Origin of the sequence: Sphingobium sp. RSMS (assembly GCF_005406185.4) — a bacterium.
In the GTDB taxonomy this organism is placed as follows: domain Bacteria; phylum Pseudomonadota; class Alphaproteobacteria; order Sphingomonadales; family Sphingomonadaceae; genus Sphingobium; species Sphingobium fuliginis.
Map to the genome: position 1 here is coordinate 1,135,020 of NZ_CM191257.1, position 19,074 is coordinate 1,154,093.

Annotated in this window: 22 protein-coding genes; 4 read left to right on the forward strand and 18 right to left on the reverse strand. The window is 63.9% G+C overall.

Annotation, left to right across the window (positions count from 1 at the left end):
* Positions 1–10: 10 nt before the first annotated feature.
* The 8 genes from EGM87_RS05280 to EGM87_RS05315 form a co-directional block, all read right to left on the reverse strand.
* Positions 11–592, reverse strand: coding sequence for a gamma carbonic anhydrase family protein (locus EGM87_RS05280; protein WP_044662229.1), 582 nt, complete (start codon positions 590–592; stop codon positions 11–13).
* A 4-nt stretch (positions 593–596) separates the two neighbouring features.
* Entirely contained in the window at positions 597–1,517 is a 921-nt protein-coding gene (locus EGM87_RS05285) for a quinone oxidoreductase family protein (protein ID WP_044662230.1), read from the reverse strand.
* Positions 1,518–1,605: 88 nt separating this feature from the next.
* Positions 1,606–2,832: an acyl-CoA dehydrogenase family protein gene (locus EGM87_RS05290; protein WP_235600739.1), complete on the reverse strand. Its 1,227-nt coding sequence runs from the start codon at positions 2,830–2,832 to the stop codon at positions 1,606–1,608.
* 4 nt (positions 2,833–2,836) lie between these two features.
* Positions 2,837–3,469 carry a TetR/AcrR family transcriptional regulator gene (locus tag EGM87_RS05295; protein WP_044662232.1) on the reverse strand — a complete coding sequence of 211 codons (633 nt, stop codon included), beginning with the start codon at positions 3,467–3,469 and terminating at the stop codon, positions 2,837–2,839.
* Positions 3,466–4,278 carry an SDR family NAD(P)-dependent oxidoreductase gene (locus tag EGM87_RS05300; RefSeq protein ID WP_044662233.1) on the reverse strand — a complete coding sequence of 271 codons (813 nt, stop codon included), beginning with the start codon at positions 4,276–4,278 and terminating at the stop codon, positions 3,466–3,468. Before EGM87_RS05300 ends, EGM87_RS05295 begins: the two co-directional genes overlap by 4 nt.
* The gene (locus EGM87_RS05305) at positions 4,275–5,444 is read right to left on the reverse strand and encodes an NAD(P)/FAD-dependent oxidoreductase (RefSeq protein ID WP_044662234.1); all 1,170 of its coding nucleotides are present in this window, start codon (positions 5,442–5,444) and stop codon (positions 4,275–4,277) included. Before EGM87_RS05305 ends, EGM87_RS05300 begins: the two co-directional genes overlap by 4 nt.
* Before the next feature lie 14 nt (positions 5,445–5,458).
* Entirely contained in the window at positions 5,459–6,034 is a 576-nt protein-coding gene (locus EGM87_RS05310; RefSeq protein WP_044662235.1) for an aromatic-ring-hydroxylating dioxygenase subunit beta, read from the reverse strand.
* Positions 6,035–6,062: 28 nt separating this feature from the next.
* Positions 6,063–7,448 (reverse strand): aromatic ring-hydroxylating dioxygenase subunit alpha, encoded by a 1,386-nt coding sequence (locus tag EGM87_RS05315; protein WP_044662236.1) that lies wholly within the window; start codon positions 7,446–7,448, stop codon positions 6,063–6,065.
* Positions 7,449–7,546: 98 nt separating this feature from the next.
* On the opposite strand from EGM87_RS05315, the gene EGM87_RS05320 reads away from it, so the two are divergent.
* Positions 7,547–7,753, forward strand: coding sequence for a ferredoxin (locus EGM87_RS05320; protein ID WP_044662237.1), 207 nt, complete (start codon positions 7,547–7,549; stop codon positions 7,751–7,753).
* Between the two features lie 113 nt (positions 7,754–7,866).
* Positions 7,867–9,015 carry an NADH:flavin oxidoreductase gene (locus tag EGM87_RS05325; RefSeq protein ID WP_076605696.1) on the forward strand — a complete coding sequence of 383 codons (1,149 nt, stop codon included), beginning with the start codon at positions 7,867–7,869 and terminating at the stop codon, positions 9,013–9,015.
* Between the two features lie 30 nt (positions 9,016–9,045).
* Here EGM87_RS05325 and EGM87_RS05330 read toward each other — a convergent pair whose 3' ends face one another.
* The 5 genes from EGM87_RS05330 to EGM87_RS05350 all read right to left on the reverse strand — a co-directional run bounded on the left by EGM87_RS05330 (position 9,046) and on the right by EGM87_RS05350 (position 14,202).
* Positions 9,046–9,771: an SDR family oxidoreductase gene (locus EGM87_RS05330; RefSeq protein WP_044662239.1), complete on the reverse strand. Its 726-nt coding sequence runs from the start codon at positions 9,769–9,771 to the stop codon at positions 9,046–9,048.
* 22 nt (positions 9,772–9,793) lie between these two features.
* The gene (locus EGM87_RS05335; protein WP_044662240.1) at positions 9,794–10,795 is read right to left on the reverse strand and encodes an NADP-dependent oxidoreductase; all 1,002 of its coding nucleotides are present in this window, start codon (positions 10,793–10,795) and stop codon (positions 9,794–9,796) included.
* Positions 10,788–11,231 carry a nuclear transport factor 2 family protein gene (locus tag EGM87_RS05340; protein ID WP_044662241.1) on the reverse strand — a complete coding sequence of 148 codons (444 nt, stop codon included), beginning with the start codon at positions 11,229–11,231 and terminating at the stop codon, positions 10,788–10,790. Before EGM87_RS05340 ends, EGM87_RS05335 begins: the two co-directional genes overlap by 8 nt.
* A gap of 141 nt (positions 11,232–11,372) precedes the next feature.
* Positions 11,373–13,709 (reverse strand): membrane-bound PQQ-dependent dehydrogenase, glucose/quinate/shikimate family, encoded by a 2,337-nt coding sequence (locus EGM87_RS05345; protein ID WP_044662242.1) that lies wholly within the window; start codon positions 13,707–13,709, stop codon positions 11,373–11,375.
* A gap of 37 nt (positions 13,710–13,746) precedes the next feature.
* Positions 13,747–14,202 carry a nuclear transport factor 2 family protein gene (locus EGM87_RS05350; protein ID WP_044662243.1) on the reverse strand — a complete coding sequence of 152 codons (456 nt, stop codon included), beginning with the start codon at positions 14,200–14,202 and terminating at the stop codon, positions 13,747–13,749.
* Positions 14,203–14,362: 160 nt separating this feature from the next.
* Between EGM87_RS05350 and EGM87_RS05355 the strand changes: the two genes are divergently transcribed.
* Positions 14,363–14,887 carry an ester cyclase gene (locus tag EGM87_RS05355; protein ID WP_017180908.1) on the forward strand — a complete coding sequence of 175 codons (525 nt, stop codon included), beginning with the start codon at positions 14,363–14,365 and terminating at the stop codon, positions 14,885–14,887.
* Between the two features lie 85 nt (positions 14,888–14,972).
* Positions 14,973–16,031 carry an alpha/beta fold hydrolase gene (locus tag EGM87_RS05360; protein ID WP_235600740.1) on the forward strand — a complete coding sequence of 353 codons (1,059 nt, stop codon included), beginning with the start codon at positions 14,973–14,975 and terminating at the stop codon, positions 16,029–16,031.
* Between the two features lie 15 nt (positions 16,032–16,046).
* Here the strand turns inward: EGM87_RS05360 and EGM87_RS05365 are convergent, their stop codons facing one another.
* Genes EGM87_RS05365 through EGM87_RS05385 form a run of 5 tightly spaced genes read right to left on the reverse strand, consistent with a single transcriptional unit; the run spans position 16,047 to position 19,072 of the window.
* On the reverse strand, positions 16,047–16,802 hold the full coding sequence (locus EGM87_RS05365) for an SDR family NAD(P)-dependent oxidoreductase (protein ID WP_044662245.1): 756 nt from the start codon (positions 16,800–16,802) through the stop codon (positions 16,047–16,049).
* Positions 16,799–17,638 (reverse strand): alpha/beta fold hydrolase, encoded by an 840-nt coding sequence (locus tag EGM87_RS05370; protein WP_235600741.1) that lies wholly within the window; start codon positions 17,636–17,638, stop codon positions 16,799–16,801. Before EGM87_RS05370 ends, EGM87_RS05365 begins: the two co-directional genes overlap by 4 nt.
* A gap of 14 nt (positions 17,639–17,652) precedes the next feature.
* Positions 17,653–18,207 carry a VOC family protein gene (locus EGM87_RS05375; protein ID WP_235600742.1) on the reverse strand — a complete coding sequence of 185 codons (555 nt, stop codon included), beginning with the start codon at positions 18,205–18,207 and terminating at the stop codon, positions 17,653–17,655.
* 20 nt (positions 18,208–18,227) lie between these two features.
* Positions 18,228–18,617, reverse strand: a complete 390-nt coding sequence (locus EGM87_RS05380; protein WP_044662248.1) for a MaoC family dehydratase — start codon at positions 18,615–18,617, stop codon at positions 18,228–18,230.
* Positions 18,614–19,072, reverse strand: a complete 459-nt coding sequence (locus EGM87_RS05385) for a hypothetical protein (protein WP_044662249.1) — start codon at positions 19,070–19,072, stop codon at positions 18,614–18,616. Before EGM87_RS05385 ends, EGM87_RS05380 begins: the two co-directional genes overlap by 4 nt.
* Between the last annotated feature and the right edge of the window lie 2 nt (positions 19,073–19,074).

Here is a 19,074-nt window from a genome sequence, read left to right on the forward strand (position 1 = left end):
GGTCGCTCTCTTATCCTGTGGCCTCGCCTATGCCGCTGTCATCCCAGCCTGCAGCTTCGCGTGCAAGAATAGCATCGGCTTCGTCACCCAGCTTCGCCATGTCGGCATGCTCCCAGATGCGATGGGCGCCTGTGGCATAAGCGCGTCCATTGTCCCGATAGAGCAGCGCGTCGACGATGTTCGCGCGCAGCTTGTCGATGCGGCGGACGACACGGCCGGGCGTGCCGATAACAAGCGAATGGGGTGGAATCACGCTGTCGGGCGGCAGGAAACTGTGTCCGGCGACGATCGAGCCGCGCCCTATGACGCAGCGCTCCATGATGGTCGCGCCGATACCGATCAGGCAGGCAGGCTCTATGGTGCAGCCATGGACCACCGCGCGATGGCCGATGGTGCAATAATCGCCGATGATCGTGGGATCGTCCCAGCCGATATGGACCATCGCATGATCCTGTATGCTGGCGCAGCGCCCGATCGAGACATGCGCCCGTTCGGACCGGACGACGGCATAGGGCCAGAGGCTGCAATCGTCGCTCAGCCGCACATCGCCGAAAATGCGGACGGTAGGGTCGATAAAGGCAGGTGCGTCCATGGGATCAGCGGGTGATGACGATCTTGCCATGGGGACTGCCGGCCTGCGCCGCCCAGGCGTCGGCGGCATCGGCAAAGGCATAGCGTGTTGTGTCGACCGTCAGGCCCCGCGTCATCGCCATGGCGATCAGCCGGTCATAGGCGGCGCGGCGCTCGCTGGCGGGGCGTTGCCCGGTGCCGACGCCGATATGGCTGCGGAAGACGAGATCGCGCAGGGACAGCGTGACCGTCGGTCCGGCTTGCACGCCGATGCTCATCATGCGCGCGCCGGGCCGCGTGGCGCGCATCGCCGCTTGCGCGGGTGGACCATAGATGATGTCGAGCACGACGTCATAGCCGCGTTCCGAGACCGCTTTCAGCGCCGCCTCGTCATCGCCCTCGCCCAACAGGGCGATCGCATCGGCATGACCGGCGGCCTGCATGGCCTCCAGCCGTTCGCGGCTGCGCGCCGCCGCCACGACGCGGCCCGCGCCCAGCAGCCGGGCGACCTGCGCGCCGATCTGCCCGACCGGGCCGGTCGCGCCGAGAATGAGGACGGACTCGCCCTTCGCGATCCGCGCCTCTTCCAGAGGGATCAGCGCGCCGGTGCCGGAGATGGCGAGGGCGATCAGCTGGTCGTCGGAAAGGCCGTCCGGAGCAGGCCAGATTTCCTCCTCGGCCACCAGCGTGCGTTCCGCGATCGCGCCGAAGGGCGGCCTGCTATGGCCGAAGTAGACGCGGCTTCCATCATCCAGATGCCCGATACCCTCGCCGCCAGGCACATAGGGCGCGTCGACGGGACCGAAAAAGCCCTTCGCGCGCATGAGGTCGGTGGGCCCAATTCCGGCGGCGGCAACGTCGATGACGCGATAGCCGGGCTGCGCGGTCGGTTCGGGATGATCGGCCAGCGCGAAGCCGCCATCGCTGTCGATCAGGGCGGCCCGCATGGCATTCCCCTATTGTCGTGATGAATGCGGCCGGGCGGCGGAAAAGAGAGGGTCGCCCGCTGGGAAAGGGGCGACCCTTCTTTCGACCTCAATAGGCGCCGGGCGGCGAGATCGGATCGGCGCCGGTCAGATTCCGGCCATAGATCTCATAGCCGATGGTCGGGATATTCTGGATGTGCCGCAGCGCCATCGAAATGTCCCGCCAGTAGCGGTTGATCGGCTTATCCAGTGCGAAGCCCGAAGAACCGGCCTGGAACATCAGCGACTCGCTGGCGCCATGAACCAGTTCGATCATCTGCGCGCCGCCTGCGCGCTGCTTCGCCTTTTCCGCAAGGGTGAATTCTTCGCCCAGACCGACGCGATCCAGTTTGGCGGTCAGGTCGAACAGGATCAGCTTGGCGGTATCGATCATCGCCGCCGCTTCGCCCAGATCGCGCATATAGGCGCCTGACTTGGTGCGGGGGCCGATTATCGTCGTCAGCACCGGCTTCTTGGGCGACTCTGCGGTGACGATCTCCAACATGGCTTCGACCGCGCCGATCAGTTGCGCGATGCCCGTGGTGCGGACGACCGGGACGGCGGGCAGCAGATCGGAGGGCGCGCCGAAATGGCGCTTGGTCCGGTCGATCTGGCCGGCGCGTTCATCCATCAGCACCATCTGGGCTTCGGGAATGAAGACATCCTTGGCGACCGCCGTGTCGGACCCGGTGCCCTGCATGCCGGAAACGAACCAGGTGTCCTGGATGGTCATGCTGTCCATTGGCAGATAGCACATGCTGATGCCAGGGACGACCGGGCCGTCATAGCCCTCAAGCACGACGCCCTGCTGCGCCCAGTTCGACTGCCGCGACCCTGACATATAGGGCCATGTGCCATTGATGATCCAGCCGCCGTCGACCTTGCGGGCCTTGCCGGGCGGGTTGTAGGCGCCACAGACCGCCTGGGGACCGTCGCCGAACACAGCCTCCTGCACGCCATCGGGCGCAAGGCTGGTGATCCAGCTTGTGCCGTTGATGATCTGGATCACCCAGCTGATCGCGGGATCGCCCTTGGCGACCTCCATCTGCACCCGGCAGAAATCCGTAGGGGAAAGGCCCATGCCGCCCAGCCGTTGCGGCAGCAGCATGCGCAGGAATCCCTCTTCCTTCAGCATCTTGTCGACGGCGGGCGTAGGGCTGCGCCGCTTTTCGCCCTCGGGCGCTTCGGCCTGCAGGAAGGCGCGAAAGCTGCGCGCCTTTTCCACCATCGCGTCGGCGACGGCCTTTTCGGCGAAGCCGCACTGGATTTCATTATCCACCTTGGGGGCAGTAGCCATCAGTTCATCCTTTCTTATGTTCGCTATGGTGTGCGGCGATCTGCAATGCCCAGTCGCACAATCGATCGGGGGCGCTGTTCCAGATGGCCAGCCAATCCGGGGTGGCGGGAATGATGAGCGTGCTCAGTTGCAGGCGGACCATGGTGTCGCAGAAGGCGTCCCGGTTGATCCGTTGGCCGATCAGGCTTTCGAAATGGTCGAAGACGGGCTCTAGCGCACGCTGGACGGCGGCCTTGTGCCGGCCGAAATGATTGCGCAGGAAATTGAGATGGAAGGCCGGTTCGACCTCGAAAATGCCTTCGGGCGAACGCTCGATCGTGAAGCGGCTGTAAAAGCGCATCACCGCGCGGAAGCGTTCGATTGGTTCGGCAATGCCTTCGCCCGATTCGACAATGCCTTTTTCGAAGCTGCTGCAAACATATTCGCTGAAGGCCGCCAGCACTTCTTCCTTGGACGCGAAATAACGGTAGAGCGTGCCGCGCGAAACGCCGCTGCTTTCGCTGATGTCGCTCATCGACAGGCGCCGCGCGCCGATGGAGTTGATCGCGCGCAACGTGCCGTCCATGATCTTCTGGACGCTGCCGGACTGATCCGTCGCGACGATTTCACTCCAGTCGGTGTGCGGCATCAATTTCATGTCTGGGCTTCCATCTCGGCGAGGTTGTGCGGAACGCTGACATAGCCTGGTAGATGCTGACCGCCATCCACATTGATCAGCTCGCCATTGACGAAGCGCGACATCTCGGACGCTAGGAACAGGACGACCGGGCCGATGTCCTTTTCGGGATCGCCCGCGCGTTTGAGCGGGTTGCTGGCTGTCGCCATCTCAAGGAAGCCGGGGACGTTTTCCGCGAGGTCTGCAAACACCTGCCCCATACCGGTCGGCGCGATGGCGTTGGTGCGGATGTTGAAGCGTCCCCATTCGACCGCGGCGGTCCGGGTAAGCCCCAGGATCGCACCCTTGTTCATATTATAGTCGGCGTGGAGCCAGGCGCCGGTCTGAGCGTCGATCGAATAGAAGTTGATGATTGAACCTCCACCGCGCGCCTTCATATGCGGGAAGGCGGCGCGCATGGCCCACCAGCTGCCCCAGGTGCCGATCTCCAGCGTCCGCTGGAGCATCTCATCCGTCTTCTGTTCGAGGAGGACGTTGGGCGAAAGCTGCGACGCGTTGTTGACCAATATGTCCAGCCCGCCAAATTCGCTGACGGCGCGCTCGATCATCGCCTCTACTTCGGTCTTGACGCCCATGTCGGCGGACATGCCGACGGCGCGGACGCCGAAGCTTTGCGTGATGTCCGCGGCGACCGTTTCAGCGGCGGCGCCATCCCGGCCGGTGATCAGGAGATGCGCGCCCGCCTGTGCAAGGCAGCGGGAAATCCCGTAACCCAGCCCCTTCGCGCCGCCGGTGACGATCGCGACCTTGTCCTTCACCAGTCCCGTCACGCTGCCACTCCTGTCATCTGCTCGCTCAGGGCACGGTCCATGTCCATGCGGTCCTGGCAATAGTCTTTCGTGAAAACATAGCCGCGGATCGCTCCGTCCGCGTCGTGATAATGATATTTCAGCCCGCGCTCGTCATTGGCGACTTCCTGCCATTGCCCGTCCACGCCGACAGGCGCGGGCAGCAGGACGACAGGATAGGCGGTCGTCTTGACCTGGACCGACAGCGGCGGGAAGCGGATGTCCGTCGGCGTGCCCAACGCACCGGGCGCGATGGCGCGGGCCGCCGCCATGATCGGGGTGACATAGGCCGCCAATCCCTGCGGATATTCGGCGCAATCGCCGATGGCATAAATGGCGGGATCGCTGGTGCGGCCGGTCTGATCGACCTTGATGCCGCGCGCGACCTCCAGCCCGGCCTCCTGCGCAAGCGCGATATGCGGGCGCAACCCGACGGCGGACAGAACAGCCGCCGCCTCGATCACCAGGCCGTCGTCCAGTTCGGCCCGGATGCCGCTGTCGCCCTTGTGGATGGCCAACACCTTGCGGCCCAGATGCCATTCCACGCCCTTTTCGGCCAGCGCGTCCCGGATCATCTGGCCGACGCCCGGCGGCACGAGTTGGGCGAGGGGGTGGCCAAGCATGTCGACGACCACCGGCCGATATCCGCTGGCCGACAGATCGTTGGCGAATTCGGTGCCGACAAGGCCTCCGCCCATGACCAGCACGCGGGCGCCGTCCGGCAATTTTTCCCGGAACTCGCGATAATTGTCGAGATTGTTGACCGCGAGCGCGCGGTGCGCGGCGTCCCCATCGATCGGCGGGCGAACCGGATCGGCGCCCAACGCCAGCACCAGCCGATCGTAGAAGATCGGCCCGCCGGTCGTCAGAACGGCCTTGTCCTGCCGGTCGATCGCTTCGACGATACGGCCGGCCCGAAGGTCGAGCTTCAACTGCGCGACCATCTTTTCCGCCGGCGTGGTGATCAGCGTATCGGCCACCTTGCCCTTGGCGAGTGCGGTCGACAAAGCGGGCTTGGAGTAGAAATGCCCGTCATCCTGCGTGACCAGCGTCAGCCGGGCGTCCGGCGCAAGCTTGCGAAGCTCACGCAGAACGCCATAGCCGGCAAGGCCGCTGCCGACGACCACGATATGCGGGGTTCCCGTCACCTAAGCCGCTCCGGTCAGAGGAAGATGGCGAAGTTGGACATGCCCAGCGTCGACTGGTCGACGATGATTTCACGGCTGGCCAGCTTGTACGCGCCGTCAACCAGCCGCCAGATGTCGCGGCGTTCGGCGCTGATCGTCTCGTTCTCCGGATTGTCCAGGCGGCTGCGCTCGACATAGAGGTAGCTCACCACCTCGTATTCGCCAGCCGTTTCGCTCTCGGCGATGCGGACATTGGTGACGAAGCGGCGCGTGCGGGATGGTGGATCTTCGGCCCAGGCGCTCTTCGCCAGGCGACCGGTCCGCATCAGGATCGAACCGTAATTCTCGTCGAAATGCTTCATCGTGCGCACCACGTCGCGGTCCTTGTTCGGGCCGTTGCGGGTGAGGCGAAGGGGAGCGGTGTAGCTCAGATCCTGTTCCAGATAGGCCACCCAGTCGTCGAACCGGCGTTCGTCGAGCGCGGCGGCTTCGTCATAGAGGGTTTCGAGCAGGCGGTTATAGACTTCCGACCCGAGCGGCACCCGCTTGGTGGAGACAAGACCGCGCAGCACGCTGGTCTTGTCGATGGCGGCGGTCGCGTAGTTCACCATGATATCTGTCCTCTCTCGTCGCGACGGCTCAGGCTTCGGCCATCAGATTGTAATAGGCCATCCACCAGGCCCATTGCGTGTCGTCCTTGGTGAAGCCGGGATAGAGATCGCCCCCGCCGACCCATCCTTCGGGACGCTCATGGCCGTGCAGCGCCTGATATTTGAGCGTGACGGTCTTGCTCATATGACCACGCGAGTTGCGCATGATCTGCGGCCAGGTGTCGGCGTCGTCCTGCTCGATCGTGCCCGACGTGCCGGTCGACCAGATGGCGTTCTGGAGCATGTCGCGCTTCACATCTTCCGGCGCATCCTTTTCCGCGAAGATGAAGTTCACGAACTCCACCTTGTCCGGCCCCTTGGGCACATAGGTGTGCAACGACAGAGCGCCCGACGCGCCGCCATCCGTGCGGGGGGCGAAGATGAAGGCTATCAGAATGTTCGGGAACATGCCGCCGACCTGGGGCGGGATGTTGGCCAACTGCTTGACCTGGTCCTCCGACAGATTCTTGAACAGCTGCGGGATCAATTCCTTGGTGATGCCCGGTGGCGGCAGCAGATGGAGCCGTTCCTCCGTCGTTTTTCCTTCGAAGCTGACGTCGGCGAACATCTTGAAGGTCTGCGCCGCCTCCAGGCAACGCAGCGTGTGACCCTGCGGCACCGAAAGGTCGACGCCATACATGCCCGGCGCGGTGTCGTAGATCGACTCGGCCGTGCCGCCCATGATGCCGCCTTCCATCAGCGAACGATGCAGGGTCAGGGTATGGAAGCCGTCCGATCCGGACTGTTCGCCGGGAATCTTCCAGTTGCACGGCAGCACGAAACGCTGCGGCGGGCCAAGCATCTCAAGACCATTGTCTGTCCGGCAGAAAAGCTGATCGAGGTAGAATTTGGCATCGCCCAGATAATCCTCGAACGACAGATCCTTGTTCCAGGTGGCGAAGATCAGGCCGCCATAGAGATGGACCCGGGCCTTTTTGAGTCCCAGTTCATCCTTGGAGCGCTTGTTGCCGTGCATCTGCTCCTTTTCGATTGGGGCGCCGATGAAGCTGCCGTCCGAGCGGAAGGCCCAGCCATGGTAGATGCAGCGATGAGCGTGGGCATTGCCCGCTTCGGCCGTGCAGACCTTCATGCCGCGATGGGGGCAGACGTTCAGCATGACGTGGATTTCGCCGCTGCGGTCGCGCGAGACGATCACATTGTCTTCGGCCATGTCGCGCATGACATAGTCGCCGGCCTTGGGAATTTCCGATTCATGGCCAAGGAGCAGCCAGGTGCGGGCGAACACCCGCTCCATCTCCAGCTCATACAGCTCCTTGTCATTCATCACGCGCAGCGACACCTCGTTCATGTCGCGGTTGATGAGATCGTCAAGCGTCGTTCCGTCGCTCAGCGTCAGCCCGGCATTGTGCAGCATCTTGCTCTCCTGGAGAATTTCCTTGATTGAGTCGTGTTATACATATTGAACTAAATCTGTTCAAGGTGTAATGTGAGCCAAGAAGAAGGAGAGGCTGGATGAGCCAGAAACTGAAAGTGGTGATCGATAAGGCGGCATGCTGCGGTTATGGCGTGTGCGCCGAAATTTGCCCCCAAGTGTACAAGCTTGACGCCAATGGCATCGTGTATGTCGACGACGAAATCGTTCCCGAAGGACTGGAGGAGCAGGCCCGGGAAGGCGCCGAGGCCTGTCCGCAGTCCGCCCTTGCCGTCGGAGCCGCCTGAGTCGACCCGAGCATGCGCGGGTCCTGGGTGCGGATGTCCTGTCACAGGATAGGTTTTCGGCGCCCGTCCCCTGATGCACGGTCTTTTGACAGGCAGAGGAGAGGATCGCTTTGATGGGGCAGGCCGAGATTTTATACACACCGTTCACAATGGGCTCGCTGCACCTGCGCAACCGGTTCGTGATGGCGCCGATGACGCGCAATTTCTCGCCGGGCGGCATCCCCTCGGACGGTGTGGCGGGCTATTATCGACGACGGGCCGAAGCCGATGTGGGCCTGATCATTACCGAAGGGGTGGGCGTGGACCATCCCGCCGCCGTGGGACGTGAAACCATGGGGGGTGGCGCTTCGCCCGTCCTGCATGGCGACGAAGCGCTCGCGCGCTGGCGCACCATCGTGGACGGCGTGCATGCGGCGGGCGGCCTCATCATCCCTCAGCTGTGGCATCAGGGCGTCATACGCGTGCCGGGCACGGGCTATCATCCCGATGCGCCCTCGGCGCGACCCTCGGGCATTTGGGGGCCGACCGACAAGGCGATGGTCTCTCCCGACTATCTGGAACAGGTGCGCACGCCCACCGCCCCGCTGACCGACAGCGAGATCGGCGACCTGATTGCCGCCTTCGCCCGCAGCGCGGCCAATGCGAAGGCGGTGGGCTTTGATGGCGTGGCCCTGCATGGCGCGCATGGCTATCTGATCGACAGTTTCCTGTGGCGCCATACCAATGTGCGGGACGACCGCTGGGGCGGCGGGATCGCTGAGCGCGCGCGCTTCGCGGTCGAACTGATGCGGGCGATCCGGGCCGTGACCGCCCCCGACTTTCCGGTCATCTTCCGCTTCTCCCAGTGGAAGCTGCAGGATTATGACGCGCGCAATGCGGAGACGCCGGCGGAACTGGAAGCGATGCTCGCTCCGCTCGTTGAGGCGGGGGTGGATATATTCGACGCCAGCACCCGCATTTTCACGGCGCCGGCCTTCGAAGGTTCCGACATGGGGCTGGCGGGCTGGATCAGGAAGCTGACTGGCAAGCCGACCATAGCGGTCGGCGGCGTGGGCCTCAGCAAGGATCTGCAATCCTCCTTCGCGCAGCCGACCGTCATGACCGACAATCTGGCGCTGGTGGCCGACAGGATGGCGCGGGGCGAATTCGACCTGATCGCGGTCGGCCGCGCCCTCCTGATGGACGCGCAATGGGTGGCGAAGATGCGCGATGGCGGCGCGGTCAATCCGTTCCGGCTGGACGCCTACGCCACGCTTGACTGATGACAGGACGCTCCGGCACAGGCCGGGGCGTCAATGACTGTCCGCTGCGGCATAGACCTGGATGCGCGCGATATTGGTGCGTTCGGACTGTTGCGCGATGACGGCGACGGCTTCCGCAATGTCGCGGGGTTGCATCGGCGGGATGAAGCTGTCCCAGGACGGTTGCCCCCTGGCCTTCATATCCTCGAAAATCTCGGTGCTGGTCGTGCCCGGCGCAACGATCCCTACCTTGACGCCCGATCCGGCAAGCTCGACGCGAAGACAGTCGGTAAAGGCCTCCAGCGCGCGCTTGAGGCCGCCATAGACGCCCACGCCGGGGGCGGTGATGTTCGCGCCGATGCTGGATATGTTGATGATCTGCCCTCTTCCGGCCGCCTTCATTGTCCGCGCGAAAAGGGTGCTGGCGCGCACCACTGCCTCATAGTTGATCGCGATCATAGGGCGGAGTTGGTCGAGGTCGAATGCGTCGATCGGCGCAGCATGCAGCATACCGGCATTGTTGACCAATATGTCGGCCCGGCTGAAGTGACCCAAGACGAAATCATGCAGCCTTTGCGGCGCGTCAGGATCCGCCATATCTGCTGCGTAGGCCGTGCTGCCACGGCCCAGTTCATCGGCCAGTGCGGTGAGGCGGTCGGCGCGGCGGGCGACCAGCACCAGGGTTGCGCCCGCTTCAGCAAGCGCACGGGCGCTGGCAGCGCCGATGCCCGACGATGCGCCGGTAACGATGGCGATTTGCCCTTCCAGAGACTCCATGACGTTATGTCCTCTTCCCAGATCAGACGAGACGGATGAGCCGCTTGCCGTCATTTTCGCCGCGATAAAGACCGGCGAGCGCGTCGGGGCAGGCCTCGATCCCCTCCAGTATGTCCTCGCGCCAGGTGAGGTGGCCCTGCGCGATCCATGTCCGCAATTGTGCCGTCGCTTCGGCATAGCGATCGAGATGGTCGAAGATGACGAAGCCCTCCATGCGGGCGCGCTTGACCAGCAGATGCCGTTCGACGCGCGGCCCCATAGGCCATGGATCCCAGCGGTCGATCGATGCCGTTCCGCACACTATGACGCGCCCGCGTTGGGCCAGATGCGGCAGAACCGAGTCGCTGATCGCCCCTGCGACATTGTCGAAATAAATGTCGATTCCCTCCGGGGCATGTTCGGCGATCGCCGCGCTTATGTTCCCGGCCCGATAATCGATGGCGCGGTCATAGCCATATTCCTCCACGCAGCGCCGCACCTTGGTCGGCCCGCCCGCGATGCCGATCGTGCGGCAACCAAGGATGTGGGCGATCTGGCCGACGGCCGAACCGACGGCACCGGCCGCCGTGGATACCGCGATGGTCTCGCCTGCGCGGGGCTGGCCGACCAGTGTGAGCGCGAGATAGGCCGTCATGCCGTTGATGCCCAGAATGCCTAGCGACGCCCGCATCTCGGCCGCGGTGGTGCGCTGCACGACCTCATCGGCTGGGACACAGGCGTAATCCTGCCAGCCGAACCAGCCGGACACATACTCGCCGACAGCATAGTCGGGATGTGCAGAGGCCACCACCTCGCCCGACGCCAGGCTGCGCATGACCGAGCCGATGGCGACGGGCACGGCATAATTGCCCGCATCGGCGATCCAGCCGCGCATGGCGGGTTCGATCGAGAGATAATGATTGCGCACCAGTATCTGGCCCGGCGCGGGCTGTTGGATCGGCGCATGCCCGATCGCGAAATTTTCCGCCTGCGCGATTCCCGCCGGACGCGACGTCAACAGGACCTGACGGTTGAGATCAGTCATCCAGCCCTGCCTTGACCATGGTGAACTTTCGACGGGAAATCTTCCAGCCGTCCGATGTGCGGACCAGGCAATCGTCATAATAGCCGGCCGCGCGATGGGTGACGCCGCCTTGGGCCGCCTCCGGCAGGATTGCGTCGACATAGCTGCGCGCGTGCACCTGGTCGTCGCGCTTCTCTATCACGATATTGGTGATGCGGTGCAGCGTCGGCCCCATGTGGCGGTGCGCATCGGCCATATATTCGGCGATTTCACGCGGCCCGCGCCAATGTCCGAAGCTGCCGTAATCGGTCTCGCAATCCTGGGCGAAGCAGGTCCGGAAAAGCGGCCAGTCCCGCGTGTCGATGCTGGTGGCGTAACGCAGCAGCACATGTTTGATCTCGCGTTCATCGTCGGCGCCGACGGGCAAGCGTCTCACCAGACCGCCATGTGCAGACATGTTTTCCTCCCCTTGTTTCCCGAAGAAACATAAAGCCCCTTAGGCCAATCTTGCCCGCCAAAGGATAGGATCGGGCGGCATCTTCCCGCGACTCGTCGCGTTTACTTGGCTAGTGCTGAGGCGCCCGTTTCTCGCTCCCCGCTATTGCTTGGGCAGGGCATAGGCGATCAACGCATCGCTCGCACCTGACAGCATGGCGCCGTGTCCGCCCGAGGCGATCACCACGAACTGGCGTCCGCTGGCATTCGACCAATAGGTGGTGGGGGAGGCGTTGCCACCCGCCGGCAAGCGCGCCTTCCACAGCAACCGGCCGGTCGTGGTTTCATAGGCGCGGAACATATGCTCCTGCGTCGCACCGATGAAGGTGAGGCCGCTCGCGGTCGCCACCGATCCGCCGATATTGGGCACACCCATGGGAATCGGCACGAAGGTCGGCAGGGCCAGCGGGCCGCTGTCGCGCGAGGTGCCGAACAGTCGGCTCCACACCAGCTTGCCGGTCTTCAGGTCTACCGCGTTGATTCGGCCATAGGGGGGCTGCTGGCACGGAATGGCGAGGGGGGAGAGGAAGGGCGCGATATGGGCGGCATAGGCCACGCCCATCTGGGCGACGGGGCCACCGACATCGCTCATATGGGCGGCGGTCATCGGCCTGATGCCCTGCCGGTCCGCAACGGCGCGGGGGATCAGGCGGTTATAGTTGCCGACCTGATTGTTGTTGACGATCATCAGGCCGCGCCCGGGATCGACCGATACGCCGCCCCAGTCGATGCCGCCCAGATAGCCGGGCCAGGTGAGGGTTGGATGCTCGGTGGACAGCGGGGTCATGTCCCCGTCGAAGCGGGCCTGGCGGAAGCGGATGCGGCACATCGCCTGGTCGATCGGTGTCAGGCCCCACATGCCCTTTTCCGTCGGACGCGGACCGCCGAAACTGGGCATGCCGACCGAATAGGGCTGGGTTTTCGAAAGGCGTTCGCCGGGAACGGCGCCCTGCGGGACGGGGCGTTCCTCCACCGGCAGAATGGGCTTGCCAGTCGCCCGGTCGAGGAAGAAAATCTCCCCACGCTTGGTCGGCTGGAGCAGGCCGCGCACGCCGCCCGGGAGGTCGACCAGCGTGGGCTGGGCGGGCACGTCATAGTCCCACAGGTCATGATGGGTCGTCTGGAAGGACCAGCGCACCGCCCCGCTTTCCGCGTCGAGCGCCAGCACGGCGCTGGAATAGCGATCGTCATTGGCGGTGCGATGTCCCCCGAAATAGTCGGGCGTAGCGTTCCCCGTGGGCACATAGACGAGGCCCAGCCTGTCGTCTGAACTCATCGGCGCCCAGCTATTGGGTGTGCCCGGCGTGAAGACGCCGCCGGGCGGCGGCGGGCCGTGATCGTCGGGGCGGCCGATGTCGAAGGCCCAGGAAAAATCGCCCGTGACGGCATCGAACGCCCGGATCACGCCCGAAGGCTCCCGGATTTTCTGACCATCCATCACCCAGCCGCCCAGGACGAGGCGGCCGCGCACGAGGGCGGGGGGCGAGGTGACGAAATAATAGCCCTTGTCGATCGTGCCCAGTCCCGTTTTCAGATCGACCTGTCCGCCCTGCCCGAAGCCGGGGCATAGCCTGCCGGTGGCGGCATCGAGTGCGATCAGCCGCGCGTCGAGTGTCGCGGTGTAGATGCGTTCGGCGCAGTCGCCCTGGGCTTGCGGGATGCGATAATAAGTGACGCCGCGGCAGACGAGGCCATAGACGCCGGCCAGATCGGTCTTGGGCTGGTGCCGCCATAATTGTCGGCCCGTTTCGGGGTCGAGCGCGATCACATCATTATTGCCCGCGCACAGGAAAAGGCGATTGCCCACTTTGAGCGGATTGGCCTGAAAGGCGGTGCCTTGCTTGCCGTCTGTCAGCTTGCCGGTGTGGTAGGTCCACGCCCTTTCCAGATTGCCGACATTCGCGGGCGTGATCTGCGCAAGTGGCGAGTAGCGCGACCCGCCCCGGTCGTTGCCATAGGCGACCCAGTCGCCATCGGCTGCTCGTGCAGGTGCGGCGCCCCAGAGCGTGCTGGGCGCTGACGGCGAACGATCCGCCCAGAAAGCGCTGCCGATGCCGCCTATGACGAGCAGGAGAAGAGCCGGCCACAGCGCGCGGGCGGCGGGCAGGGGACGGCCAAGCCCGACATGCTGCCGATAAAAGGGGGTGAGCATGTAGAAGCCCATGGCGACGGGCATGGCCAACCGAGGCGCCAGCGCCCAGCCGTCCAGTCCAACTTCCCAGAGCGACCAGCCCAGATTGGCGACGAGAAAGGTCCAAAAGAGGGTGATCGAGAGCGGCGAACGACGCCAGCCGAGAAACGCGGTGACCGTCATGACGAGGCCGGACACGCAATACCAGATCGACCCGCCGAGCAGCGCGAGCTGCCCGCCAAGCCAGAGCAGCGACAGGCCCGCGAGGAGCAGAACCAGAACGAACAGCATGTTCAGAAAGCGGCGCATCGGCTCCCCTCGAAATCCCAAAAGGCTTGGAAAGCAATCAGGCGGGCAATTGGGCCGCGAGCCAGTCCGGCACATTGATCCGGTAGCACTTCTGTTCATAGAGGCGGCTGATCTTCCAGCCCTGCGCGGTGCGGACGAATTCATGATGATACCAGAGACCGAAGACCAAAGTATCGGTCATTTCGCCATTGCTGACCGTCATCGGATTGTAGCAGGCGGTTTTGGTCTTCGCCCGGTCGCCCGTGATCTGATATTGGGTGGTGGACACGGCATGTTGAAAGGCCAGGATCGGCGTCAGGCTTGCAGAGAGAAATGCCTTGATTTCCGCAAGGCTTCCGACCACGCCCACCATTTCGGAATAGTCGATCACCGCATCGTCGGTAAAATAGCGGTCCAGCGCGTCCCAGTCGCGCGTATCCACTGCGTAGCAATAGCCTACGATCAGGTCCTGAATTTCGAACCGGTCCGACATCTCCTGCAGGGTCAGTGTCATGGCCTCTCCTCCGTCTCACTCATTCTATAGAATCTCCGCTGGCACAGAGGAGGAGGTTCGCCGCCTTCCATTAGGTAGGTGCCGAGCGCGGTGGCTATGGGGAAGAAACCACAGCCCTCGGGACCGATCCCGCGGACCGTTTTTGATCAAGGAGACTATTATGGGCCTCGCCCCGTTCACGGAAGCCGATTTCGTCCTGTCCAAGGAGAAGCGGGCAGACATCACAGCCGGGCTGACCGAGCGGCAGGCGTTCATGGTCAATCACTGGATGGACCTGCATGAAGTCATCAATCGCGGCGATTGGGACGGAATGGACGCATTCTTCAATACCGACACGATGACCTACGACAACCCGAACCGGCCCGACCTTGGCACCTATCATGTGTGGAAGACCTCGCCGCAGGGCCTCTACAAGACCTTCCCGCCCAGCATCTATCGCACGCTGAAGGCCTGGGGCCGCGGCGAGGACGAGATCTGCGTACTGTGCCATCATCATGGCAAACATACCGGCGGTCCCTATATGGGCGTTCAACCCACCGGCAACGACCTCAACGTCCTGTGGTTCTCGTGGCTGCGCTTCCGGGGCGACAAGATCGATCATATCTATTCGATCTCCGACGTGCTGACGATGCTGAAGGATCTGGAAGTCATCGACGTTCCCCAGCCCGTCGACCCCTATAAGTGACCGACAGGCCGGACCGGCGCGGCGAGGGCGCGCCGGTCCGGCGAAGGAGGGCGTCGGTGTTTGGAATGGAAGGATGAGCAAGGGCATGAAGCGCTCAGTCGAACTGAAGATCGATGTCAGCGAGGCGGCGGCCCTCGGCATTGCCGCCCATGTGGCGATCACGGTTCATCTTCCGGATATGACGGCATTGGCCAATCCCACGACCGTCTGCTTCGCTTTTCCCGGCGGGGGCTATTGCCGGCGCTATTACAGCTTCGACATGCCGGATGGGTCGGGCGGCGGGGAAGCGGGTTTCCATTGCAAGCGCGGATGGATTTTTGTCGCCTGCGATCATCTGGGATTTGGCGAGTCCACCATCCCGGAAGGCAATGCCCTCAATCTCGATAATGTGGCGGCGGCCAACGACGCGATGGTGCGCCAGGTCATGGCCCGGCTGGAAGCGGGCACGCTCGTCGATGGACTGGACCCGATCGTCGACGCCACATGCCTTGGCATAGGCCAGTCGATGGGCGGATGCTTCACGGTCGTCGCGCAGGGCAATCACCAGACATTCCACGGCATCGGCGTGCTGGGCTATAGCGGCGTCCATACTGTCGTGCCGACCCGGCCGCGCCAGCCGCCCGCCGCGTGGCCCTGGATTTCGCGCCGTTCATCGCTCGATGCCCCGCATGTCCTGAACGCGGCGGCGCTGGCTCAAGCTCCGGGCGTGAAGCTGGGCGACGCCGAAGCGCTCCAGGCGGCGGCAAGGGCAGGCGAGCATCCTTTCCAATGGTCCTTCCACCATGATGACGAGCCTGCGGATATCGTCACGCTCGACATGATGGCGTCCGCAGGACTGGTCGATCCGCTGCCCGAATGGCGTTCGGCGACCACGCCGCCTTGCGGCGTATATATGGTCGCGCCGGGCGCGGTGGCGCTCGAAGCAGCGGTCGTACGCGTCCCCGTGCTGATCGCGGTGGGCGAGCGCGACGTTGTCCCGGATCCATTGGGCGAGCCCCGGGCCTATAAAAGCGCGGAAGACATCCAGCTCTTCATTTGTCCCCGGATGGCGCACATGCATAATTTCGCGCCGACCCGCGTCCGCTTCTGGGAGCGCATTCACAATTGGGGCGATGGCGTCGCGGCGCAGCGGCGGCTGGGTTGAGCGCGGCCGTTGGCTTCAGAGACTGAAGCCGCCATCGACGATCAGGGTCTGGCCAGTCATATATTGCGCCTTGGCCGAAGCCAGGAAGGCTACGGCCTCGGCAATATCCTCGCCGCTGCCGAAGCGTTGCAGGGCAATGCGTTTGCGCTGCGTTTCCCAGATTTCCGGCGAATAGAGCGATGTGAGGAACTCTGCGCCAAGCCCGGCGTCGATGATTCCCGGAGCGACCATGTTCGCCCTGATGCCGTAACGGCCTTCCTCCTTGGCGATGGCGCGGCCCAGCGCTTCCATTCCCGCCTTGGGCACGGAGGAGAGGGCGTCGCCGGGGGGGAAGCAGTAATTCGCGACCGAAACGACGGTGACGAAATTGCCGAAGCCCTGAGCGCGGAAATATGGCAGGGTGGCGGACACGATACGGGTGAAGCCGACCAGTTCGATCTCTATGACTTCACGCCATTGCTCCTCGCTGATCTGGCTGACGAAGGGCTGGGCGATGTCGACCCCGCTGGCGAAGACCATCGTGCCGATGGCGCCGAATTGCTCGACCGTCTCGCGGATGCCGGTCTCTATCGAGGCGCGATCGGAAAGATCGCAGGCAACGGACAGCGTCTCGCATGAGCTGTTTGGCAGGGACGCCGCAACCGCCGACGCCTTTTCCCGGCTGGACCGATAGCCGATGGCGAGTTGATCCCATTCGGTCGAAAGGCGTCGGCAGATCGTGCTGCCAAGGCCGCCTGTCCCGCCGACGACGAAAGCCGCGCCCTTCGTCATAGCGGCAGATGAAGTGCGAGGTGGTGGAGCAGGCGATCGGCAAAGGCGTCATTGCGGTCGCCGGTGAACATATGGCCGACGCCGTGGGCGATCTCAACCTCAAGTTGCGGGGCGAGCGCCCGAAATTGCCGGACGCTTTCGTCCGAGACGATCTCGCTCAGCTCTGCTTTCACAAGCACGAGAGGCGATTGCGCGCGGCGCGCTGCGGCGATGAGCGCTTCCCCTTCCGACGGGGGATGCAGAAATTCCGGCGCCGTCGTGCGGGGATCCCAGTGCCAGAACAGCCGCCCATCCGCTTTGCGCATCGATTTGGCGAGACCGGAAACGTCAGGCAGGCGGGGCTGGCCCAGATGGGTGTGAAGGGCGTCGGCCGCTTCCTCCAGCGATGCGAAACCGGAGTCGCTGGCGCGGAAAAAGCCACGAATGTCATCAACGCCGTCATCCACCATATAGGGCGCGACGTCGGCGAGCATGATAAGGCGCACCAGATCGGCATGGCGCGACCCACCGACCAGCGCGGATTGGCCTCCGCGCGAGGCCCCCACCAGCGCGATCGGCCTGTCGAAGGCCTGGATGATGGACTCGACATCGCGACCATAGGCTTCCAGCAGATAGTCGCCGTCGGCGGCCCATCCGCTGTCGCCATGGCCGCGCAGATCGAAGGTCAGGCCGTAATAGCCGGCCCGCGCCACCCGCCTGGCAGACCCGGCCCAGGAACGGCGGCTCTGGCCGCCGCCATGGAAGAAGCAGACGGGCGGCGCGGCAGGGTCGCCATAGGCGTCCGCAACCATCTCCAGCCCGTCACCCGGCACGCTTATCCGCGTGGGAACAGTCATACCGGGCGCCTGCATTACTCGGCGGCGACCGGCGGGACGATTTCCGCGAATGACGGATGCTCACCGGGGCCCTTATAGGCGAATTTGCCGGGTGCATGGTGCCACTTGCCGTCGTTGCGGCTCTCATAGGGCGAGGCGACCTCGATCAGGCAGCCATGGGTGCTCTTATGGCCAACCCAGCTCCATTTCTGCCATGTCATGTCCGGATCGTTGAAGGTCTGACCGCCGCCGGGCAGGTGCAGCCCCTCCGCCTTCAGCTTTTCCATCGCGCCCGGCACATCGTCGGTCGCGTAGCAGAGGTGATGGACATGCTCGCCCACCTTTTCGAGGCGATCGCCCATGGGGGTGCCCGGGGCCGGCTGAATGAACTGGATTTCCGTGCCGCCATTGTTGACGAAGGTCGCCCACTTCATGCCGGCGTCGTCGCCGCTGGAAAATTCGTCATATTTGACGAGGCGTTCTTCCAGCGACGCAGGATCTAGCACGCGCAGGATTTTGGTCCAATCCTCGATCGCCTTGTCCAGATCGCGCACGACCATGCACACATGGGCAAAAGGTCCGCTAGGCATTGCTATTCTCCTCTGATCTTTTAGATTTCCACCGTCGCCGTGCCGGAATTGACCGTGCCGCGGCCATCGACATCCAGCGAGAATTCGCAGGTCACGGCATTGCCTTCGATCGCAGCGATCCTGCCCGTCACCACCGCCCGGTCGCCGCCATAGACATTGTCCAGAAAGCGCGAATCCATCGCTTTGATCCGTCCGCCCGGGAAGGCGCGCATCAGCATGTTCATCATATAGGCGACGTTGATTGGGCCCTGGTTGATGACCCGGTCGCCCAACCCCTTGGCCTTCACCACCTCGACATCGAGATGGATGGGATTGGGATCGGCGAGGAACCCCGCCCACTGCTTCATGGCTTGCGGGCTAACGCTCTCGATCGTGAAGGGCGGCAGCGTGTCTCCGACGGCATGGCTCATGCGGCGAACTCCTTGCGGGGCAATACCCACACATTATCGGTTTCCAGCACCCGCGTTCCATCGAGCAGGTGCAGGCGGAGGCGATAGGTCAGCACGTCCATGACGCCCAGCTTACGACTGCGCTTGCGGACCAGGCTGAGTATCTCCCCCGTTACCTTGTAGCTTTCGCCCACCTTCAGCGGCGCATCGAACCGTACGCCGCTGCTGCCCATCATCGGGCCATCCTCGACATCGAATTCACACGCTTCGCAGACGCCCGCCACCGTCTTGCCCATCGCGACCTGGGTGGCGATATAATAATAGATGGGATGAGCGCTACCGTCAGTGGCTGGTTCGACGCCGGTCGACCGGCACAGGGCGGCATTCTCTTCCGCCGTGATGGTGAAGACCTTGTCGCCATCGAGCGATGTGCCGGCGGCGTCGGGGGCAGGGGGAAGATCGTCAAGATCGCTCATGG

Bases quoted from the DNA above. Each gene is read 5' to 3' on its own strand.
- EGM87_RS05280 (WP_044662229.1), bottom strand. From the start codon at position 592: ATGGACGCACCTGCCTTTATCGACCCTACCGTCCGCATTTTCGGCGAT.
- EGM87_RS05285 (WP_044662230.1), bottom strand. From the start codon at position 1,517: ATGCGGGCCGCCCTGATCGACAGCGATGGCGGCTTCGCGCTGGCCGAT.
- EGM87_RS05290 (WP_235600739.1), bottom strand. From the start codon at position 2,832: ATGGCTACTGCCCCCAAGGTGGATAATGAAATCCAGTGCGGCTTCGCC.
- EGM87_RS05295 (WP_044662232.1), bottom strand. From the start codon at position 3,469: ATGAAATTGATGCCGCACACCGACTGGAGTGAAATCGTCGCGACGGAT.
- EGM87_RS05310 (WP_044662235.1), bottom strand. From the start codon at position 6,034: ATGGTGAACTACGCGACCGCCGCCATCGACAAGACCAGCGTGCTGCGC.
- EGM87_RS05315 (WP_044662236.1), bottom strand. From the start codon at position 7,448: ATGCTGCACAATGCCGGGCTGACGCTGAGCGACGGAACGACGCTTGAC.
- EGM87_RS05320 (WP_044662237.1), top strand. From the start codon at position 7,547: ATGAGCCAGAAACTGAAAGTGGTGATCGATAAGGCGGCATGCTGCGGT.
- EGM87_RS05325 (WP_076605696.1), top strand. From the start codon at position 7,867: ATGGGGCAGGCCGAGATTTTATACACACCGTTCACAATGGGCTCGCTG.
- EGM87_RS05330 (WP_044662239.1), bottom strand. From the start codon at position 9,771: ATGGAGTCTCTGGAAGGGCAAATCGCCATCGTTACCGGCGCATCGTCG.
- EGM87_RS05335 (WP_044662240.1), bottom strand. From the start codon at position 10,795: ATGACTGATCTCAACCGTCAGGTCCTGTTGACGTCGCGTCCGGCGGGA.
- EGM87_RS05340 (WP_044662241.1), bottom strand. From the start codon at position 11,231: ATGTCTGCACATGGCGGTCTGGTGAGACGCTTGCCCGTCGGCGCCGAC.
- EGM87_RS05345 (WP_044662242.1), bottom strand. From the start codon at position 13,709: ATGCGCCGCTTTCTGAACATGCTGTTCGTTCTGGTTCTGCTCCTCGCG.
- EGM87_RS05350 (WP_044662243.1), bottom strand. From the start codon at position 14,202: ATGACACTGACCCTGCAGGAGATGTCGGACCGGTTCGAAATTCAGGAC.
- EGM87_RS05355 (WP_017180908.1), top strand. From the start codon at position 14,363: ATGGGCCTCGCCCCGTTCACGGAAGCCGATTTCGTCCTGTCCAAGGAG.
- EGM87_RS05360 (WP_235600740.1), top strand. From the start codon at position 14,973: ATGAAGCGCTCAGTCGAACTGAAGATCGATGTCAGCGAGGCGGCGGCC.
- EGM87_RS05365 (WP_044662245.1), bottom strand. From the start codon at position 16,802: ATGACGAAGGGCGCGGCTTTCGTCGTCGGCGGGACAGGCGGCCTTGGC.
- EGM87_RS05370 (WP_235600741.1), bottom strand. From the start codon at position 17,638: ATGACTGTTCCCACGCGGATAAGCGTGCCGGGTGACGGGCTGGAGATG.
- EGM87_RS05375 (WP_235600742.1), bottom strand. From the start codon at position 18,207: ATGCCTAGCGGACCTTTTGCCCATGTGTGCATGGTCGTGCGCGATCTG.
- EGM87_RS05380 (WP_044662248.1), bottom strand. From the start codon at position 18,617: ATGAGCCATGCCGTCGGAGACACGCTGCCGCCCTTCACGATCGAGAGC.
- EGM87_RS05385 (WP_044662249.1), bottom strand. From the start codon at position 19,072: ATGAGCGATCTTGACGATCTTCCCCCTGCCCCCGACGCCGCCGGCACA.